The 6,364-nt window shown below is 62.8% G+C and carries 7 protein-coding genes; 4 read left to right on the top strand and 3 right to left on the bottom strand.

Translation table 11 applies throughout. The annotated features are described in order from the left end of the window. From ABSG20_RS26580 to ABSG20_RS26595, 4 genes are all read left to right on the top strand, one after another. Positions 1 to 329 (top strand): globin (locus ABSG20_RS26580; protein WP_423867459.1); only part of this gene is annotated, 329 nt, incomplete at its 5' end. 217 nt (positions 330 to 546) lie between these two features. Then, positions 547 to 1,569: a sugar ABC transporter substrate-binding protein gene (locus ABSG20_RS26585; protein WP_423867460.1), complete on the top strand. Its 1,023-nt coding sequence runs from the start codon at positions 547 to 549 to the stop codon at positions 1,567 to 1,569. A 7-nt stretch (positions 1,570 to 1,576) separates the two neighbouring features. Then, on the top strand, positions 1,577 to 3,079 hold the full coding sequence (locus ABSG20_RS26590; protein ID WP_423867461.1) for a sugar ABC transporter ATP-binding protein: 1,503 nt from the start codon (positions 1,577 to 1,579) through the stop codon (positions 3,077 to 3,079). Positions 3,080 to 3,091: 12 nt separating this feature from the next. Then, complete coding sequence (locus tag ABSG20_RS26595; RefSeq protein ID WP_423867462.1) at positions 3,092 to 4,126, top strand: ABC transporter permease; 1,035 nt, start codon at positions 3,092 to 3,094, stop codon at positions 4,124 to 4,126. Positions 4,127 to 4,136: 10 nt separating this feature from the next. Here the strand turns inward: ABSG20_RS26595 and mtnK are convergent, their stop codons facing one another. From mtnK to mce, 3 genes are all read right to left on the bottom strand, one after another. Next, on the bottom strand, positions 4,137 to 5,447 hold the full coding sequence (mtnK, locus tag ABSG20_RS26600; RefSeq protein WP_423867463.1) for an S-methyl-5-thioribose kinase: 1,311 nt from the start codon (positions 5,445 to 5,447) through the stop codon (positions 4,137 to 4,139). Positions 5,448 to 5,535: 88 nt separating this feature from the next. Further along, entirely contained in the window at positions 5,536 to 5,811 is a 276-nt protein-coding gene (locus ABSG20_RS26605) for a DUF1467 family protein (protein ID WP_423867464.1), read from the bottom strand. Positions 5,812 to 5,818: 7 nt separating this feature from the next. Next, positions 5,819 to 6,223: a methylmalonyl-CoA epimerase gene (gene mce / locus ABSG20_RS26610; RefSeq protein WP_423867465.1), complete on the bottom strand. Its 405-nt coding sequence runs from the start codon at positions 6,221 to 6,223 to the stop codon at positions 5,819 to 5,821. Positions 6,224 to 6,364 lie beyond the last annotated feature (141 nt).

Genomic DNA, 6,364 nt, shown 5'->3' on the forward strand with positions numbered 1-6,364 from the left:
ACAGTTTTGAACTCGCCGCCGAGCGCTGCGAGGACTTGACACCCTTGGTCTATCGCCGCCTGTTTCTCGAACATCCGGAAGCGGAAGCGATGTTCCGGCGCGAAGCCGATAATCTGGTCAAGGGTTCGATGCTGGCACTGACCGTCGACGCCATCATGGATTTTGCCGGCGAGCGCGCCGGTAATTTTCGCATGATCGAATGCGAAGTGCTGTCCCACGACGCCTACGGCACGCCCCCAGAACTGTTCGGAGAATTCTTTAAGGTGATCGCCGATACCATGCGCGAGGTTCTCGGAGCCGACTGGTCGGCTGAGATCGACGGGGCGTAGCGAACACTGCTGCGCGAACTCGATGGGGTGGTCATGCCGCATCACGGAGCGGGCTTGGCAGTTAAGCGCGATCACCAGGCCTGAGCAAAGACATCCGGCCCGGCGTGGCTGGCGTGAACGCTCCGAGTGTGAGAGACTACCTGTTACCGTGGCGCGATGCGATCGACGCCGTCGGGCAAAAACATTGAAAAAACACTGAAAAGCGAGGGAGTAAGCAATGCCTGGGACCAACAAATCCTCAACGACTAGACGCGATCTTCTTCAGGCGGTGACGACCGCTGGCGCGGCGACCGCCCTGCTCGGCGGGTTGGGCGTCAGTCCAGCGCTGGCGGCGGAAGCGGGACGTTCGGAGAAGCCGCTGAAGGCCGCGTTCTCCAACGCGGGTCTGCAGGCGACCTGGTGCGCCCAGGGTAAGCAGGCCGCCGAATGGTGGGGCAAGTTGTTTAACGTCGAGGTCACCTGGTTCGACGGTCAGCTCGACGCCGTCAAGCAGCGCGCGGCCATCGACAATATGGCCTCGCAGAAATGGGACTTCGTTGCCATCCAGGCGTTCGGCATCGGCACCCTGACGCAGCCGGTGCAGAAGATGATCGATACCGGCACGCCGGTGATCGACATGGACACCCTGATCGCCCCGCTCGACCAGATCAACGTCCACTCCTTTCTCGCGCCCGACAACGAATTCATGGGCGCCTCGGTGACGCAGGCGCTCGTCAGCGCTATCGGCGGCAAGGGCAAGGTGATCATGACCCAGGGCGCGCTCGGCCACACCGGCGCGCAAGGCCGCGCCAAGGGTTTCAACGCGGTCATCAAGCAATATCCAAACATCGAGGTGCTCGATACTCAGCCGGGCGATTGGGACGTGTCGAAGACGGCGCGGCTATGGGAGACCTACCTCACCAAATACCCGCAGATCGACGCGGCCTTCTTCCACAATGACGACATGGCGCTGGCAGCCTATAACATCATGAAGGCGCACAACCGCACCAACATCCTGATTGGAGGGGTTGACGCCATGCCGCCGGCGATCCAGGCGGTAAGCGAGGGCCGCATGTTCGCGACCGTGCGTAATCCTTCCTGCCGCATCCATGGCGGCGCGATTGTCGCCGGCGTCGCCGCGGTCAACGCGGGCGAAAAGAGCGGACAGGGTATCCCGAAGAGTGTCGTGACGGACGGTCCGGTCGTGACCAAGGCCAATGCGGCGGGCATGCAGTGGATGGAGGACCATTTCCTGATCTGAGCCCTCTATGCCGCAAGGCCGCTCACCCATTCTGGAACTGCACCAGATTACGAAGGCTTTCGGCGGTGTCGAGGCGCTCCGTGGGGTCGATTTCGCGCTTTCCGCCGGCGAGATCCATGGTCTCGTCGGCGAAAACGGCGCGGGCAAGAGCACGCTGATGAAGATCATCGCCGGTGTGCATCCGGACTTCTCCGGCCGTTTCATGCTTGATGGGCGGGAGACTCGTTTTCGATCGGTGCGCGACGCGCGCGCCGCCGGTATCGCCATGGTCCACCAGGAGCTCAGCGTCGCTCCCGATCTTTCGGTGGCCGAGAATGTGTTTCTCGGCGCGCAGCCGACCAACCGCTTCGGCTTGGTACAGTGGCGGCGCATGGCGCGCGAAGCGGCTGACGAGCTCGCCCGGTTCGGCATCAACGTCGATCCGCTGTCGCGGCTCGGCGACCTGCCGATCGGCATGCAGCAGTTGATCGAGATTGCCCGCGTCCTGTTTTCCGGGGCGCGCATCATTATCCTCGACGAGCCAACCTCGGCTCTCTCACCCCCGGAAGTGGAGCGCCTGTTCGGCACCTTGCGGCAGCTGCGGGACGCAGGCACCGCCATCGTCTTCATTTCTCATTTCATCGAGGACATCCTGCAAATCTCGGACACGGTGACGGTCTTCCGCAACGGCAGGAAGGTCGCCGAGGCGCAAGCGGCCGTGACCAGCAAGGCCGCCCTGATCGAGGCGATGGTTGGCAAGGGCCGCGAGGCACTGGAAGAAACCTACACCGACGATATCGCGCTGCCACCGCCGAACGATCGGCCTGTCGTGCTGGAGGCGAGCAGGATCACGCTCGCGCGTAGCCTTCGTGGCGTCTCCTTCGAAGTGCGTTCCGGCGAAGTCCTCGGCATCTACGGCTTCATGGGCTGCGGCCAGCTCGAGCTGGCACGGATTCTGTTCGGCAAGCTCAGGCCCGACCGCGGTACGCTTGTCGTTGCGGGCGACCAAAAGGCCTTCGGCAGCACGGCCGATGCGCGTCGGGCCGGCATTGCCTTCGTTCCCGAGAGCCGTCGCGCCATGCTGTTCCTACAGGAGCCGGTCTACAAGAACATCACGATCAGCATCCTCGATCGTATTTCGCGCCTCGTGCTCAAGCCGTCACGCGAGCGTGCGCTCGCCGCCAGCCAGGTCGAGCAGTTGCAGATCAGGCCGCCCGCCGTCGAGCTCGATCTCGGCATGCTGTCCGGCGGCAATCAGCAGAAGGTCGCACTGGCGAAATGGCTGAGCTATCCACCCCGTCTTCTGGTGCTGTGCGAGCCGACGCGCGGCATGGACGTCGGCGCGAAAAGCGACGTCATTAACATCATCCGCGACCTGCGCGCGCAGGGACTGGCCATCATCGTGTTCTCGACCGAGCCGGAAACAGTGCTGTCGCTGGCCGACCGTATCCTTGTGCTGAAGCGCGGCGCGGTGGTGCGCGAATTCAGCAACGAGGCGATCAGCAAGGACCGCCTGCTGGAGGCAGCGTGAGGAGAGCATATGATGACTGGTAATGGCGTCACAGCCGCCGCGGCAGATCGGAAGCGCGCGCACAAGATCGCCGCCATGCTGCGCACCCAGATGCGCAACATCGCGCCGTTCCTGACCCTGATCTGCCTCAGCGGCTTTTTCGCCGCCGCGAGCCCCTCCTTTGCGACGCTCGACAATCTCGGCAACATTCTGACCCAGGTTTCGGTCACCGGCATCATCGCCGTCGGCCTCACCTTTGTAATCCTCTGCGCCGAGATCGACCTGTCGATCGCAGGCATCGCCAACGTCACCGGCATTGCGGTCGCCTATTTCACCCAGCAGGAATCCTATGTGAACATCGCCAACATCCCGATGCCCGGGTGGGCGGCGATCCCCGCGGCGCTTTTGCTGTGCGCAATGCTCGGTGTCGTCAACGCGTTCGGGCTCACGGTGATCGGCATCCCGTCCTTCATCATGACGCTCGCCATGATGCAGATCGCTGCCGGCATATCGGCGCTCCTGGTGCGCGGGCAGATTGCCTACAAGGTGCCCGACCTCATAACGACGCTCGGCTCGTCGTCGATCGGCGGCGTCCCCTGGATCGTGATCGTAGCCGCGTTGATGCTGCTTGCCGGCCATCTGGTACTGACCTATACGCGCTTTGGTCGCTACGTTTACATGGTCGGCGGCAATCGCGAGGCGGCCGAGTATTCCGGGCTCAACGTCAACTTGATTCTGGGCAGCGTCATGGTCATCGCCGCGGTCTGCTCGGGCATCGGCGGCATGCTGGGCGTTGCGCATTTCGGCAGCGCGCAGCAGAACGAGTTCGACACCTACCTTTTGGATTCGATCGCTGCCGTCGTGGTCGGTGGCACCAGCCTGTTCGGCGGCCGCGGCGGCATCGGCAATACCATCATCGGTCTGTTCGTGCTCGGCGTCCTCAACAACGGGCTCGATCACGTCAATATCGACAGCTTCCTGAAGATCCTGATCCGCGGCCTCATTCTGCTCGCGGCGCTCGTCATCAACGTCTATGCGCAGAGGTTGCGGGCCAGGGCGGTCGAATAGTCACGCCGCCTCAGCCGCCGAAATCCGGTTGCCAATCGCGTAGCGCCCGCGCCGCTATCGTCACCGCACCGATCGTGCGGAACTCGCGCGTCTGCAGCATCATCGCGCGGGCGAGACGCAGGCTGCGTGCCTCGCAGGTCGCCCGCAGCCGCGGGTCTTCGATCCACTCAAAATCGATGTTGTGCGCGAGTCCGAGAATCCGGCGGATGATCTTAGCCGCGGAGAATTCGACGGTGTCCCGGAACAGCCGATCCATATAGGCCTGCCGCTCGGCCTCGAGCCGCGCCGCGCCGGCCTGGCCGGCAAAAAGTGTCTTGGGGTACGCGTCGCCCTTGGCCTCGCCGCGCCAGAGCTCGACGAATTTACGGGAAAACTCCGCCCACAGGTTTTCGATGGCGTCCAGCACCCACTGCTCGAACGAACGCCGTTCCCCGGCCGAGTGCTCATGGCCAGCGGAAGCCAAATAGCTCATGATGAGATTGCCGATCACGGCCCCCAGATCGAATCCCATCGGTCCATAGAACGCGAACTCGGGATCGATCACCTTGGTCTCATCTTCGGTCGCCATGATCGATCCGGTGTGGAGATCGCCGTGGATCAGGGCTTCCGGACGCGCCATGAATTTGAGCTTGAGCCGCGAGATCGCAACGTGCAGGTCGAAGTCTTCGCGGAAGGCAATAGCGGTCGCATCGAGCCAGGGCGAGGTCCAGCGGTTCTGCGCGGCCTGGAAATAGGGCTCGGTAAAGATCAGGTCCTCGGTGATCTTGCATAATGCGTGGTTGCCGGCGAACGCGGCGATCCCCTCTTTCTTCTGCGCGGCTGGAACCGCAAGGTCGGAGCTTAGGAACAAGGTCCGCGCCAAAAAGGTCGTGATATGATCGACGAAGCGCGGATAACAGACGCCGGAAATCAATCCCTTGCGCATGATGATGTGCGGCTCGAGCAGTTCCATGGCGATCAAGGCGAGAGCCTCATCGTGGTGCAGCACGGCCGGCACCAGGCCCGGTGCCAGGGCGGCCTGATGCACCAGCGCCAGATATTCGTAATGCGAACGCGAGAGCGGCAGGGGCCAGCTCTCGCCGACAAGGCGCACATAGGGCAGCGCCTGCTTGACGGCTATTCCGCCCTTTGTCCCTCTGACGATAAACACGAGGTTAAGGTTGCCGTCGCCGACCTCGCTGACCGACCAGTCTTCTGGCGGTCCTCCGAGTTGCGTGGCGACCGCCCTCAGCTCTGCAAGGTAGCCTCGCAAGTCCGCGTCCCGCAGGATGCGATATTCGTGTTGTGCGGGGCCACCCGATTGTCGCAGTTGTGAAGTCATCGGATGCTGCTGCCGGTGCTATCAGGCAAAATAACCGTTTTCATCGAAGGCCCTCCTGCCCGAAGCCTGATCCGCGGCAGCTCTCCGATCACAGTGGTAACCCCATCAGCCGCGACAACCGCTCGATGTTGAACCAACCTGCATTATAGGCCAGCCAGCAAGCGGCGAACAGAACCGCCGATAGCGCCGTGGTCCAGATCAGCTTGCGGCCCATCTGGCTGGCGACCGGGGCGCCGGGATCGGTGCCGGCGGCACCGCCGCCATCCTCGTGCTGGCTGCGCACGCCGAACGGCAGCGTCACGAACAGCACGATCCACCACATCACAAAGTAGATCGCGAACGCGGTCGAGATTGTGTAGACCATCGCGGCCTCAGGCCTGTTCGATTTCGACCAGCGCGCCGGAAAAATCCTTCGGGTGCAGAAACAGCACCGGCTTGCCGTGGGCACCGATCCTGGGCACGCCATCACCAAGCACCCGCGCGCCCTCCTTGATCAGGGTATCGCGGGCGGCGATGATGTCGGGCACCTCATAGCAGATGTGATGGATGCCGCCGTCGGCATTGCGCTCGAGGAATCTTGCTATCGGAGAGGCTTCGCCGAACGGCTGGATGAATTCGATCTTGGTGTTGGGAAGCGTCACGAACACGGTGATGACGCCGTGCTCGGGCAAGGGCACCGCAGCCGAGATATCAGCGCCGAATGCCGCGCCATAAATTTTGGCAGCCTTCTCGGCGTCCCTGGCCGCGATCGCGACGTGATTGAGCCGTCCCAGCATGACTCCTCCGCTCTTGTTTAATGATTTTGCGCCTGTTCTAGCGCGGATCCGTCCACCCATCTCTCGGCAATCTGATTGCCAGGCAAAGCCCGTATCCAGCCCTTGGGATCCGGAAGTCGCATGGCCAGGACCCTACACCGT

This window comes from Bradyrhizobium sp. (genome assembly GCF_049512235.1).
Taxonomy (GTDB): Bacteria; Pseudomonadota; Alphaproteobacteria; order Rhizobiales; family Xanthobacteraceae; genus Bradyrhizobium.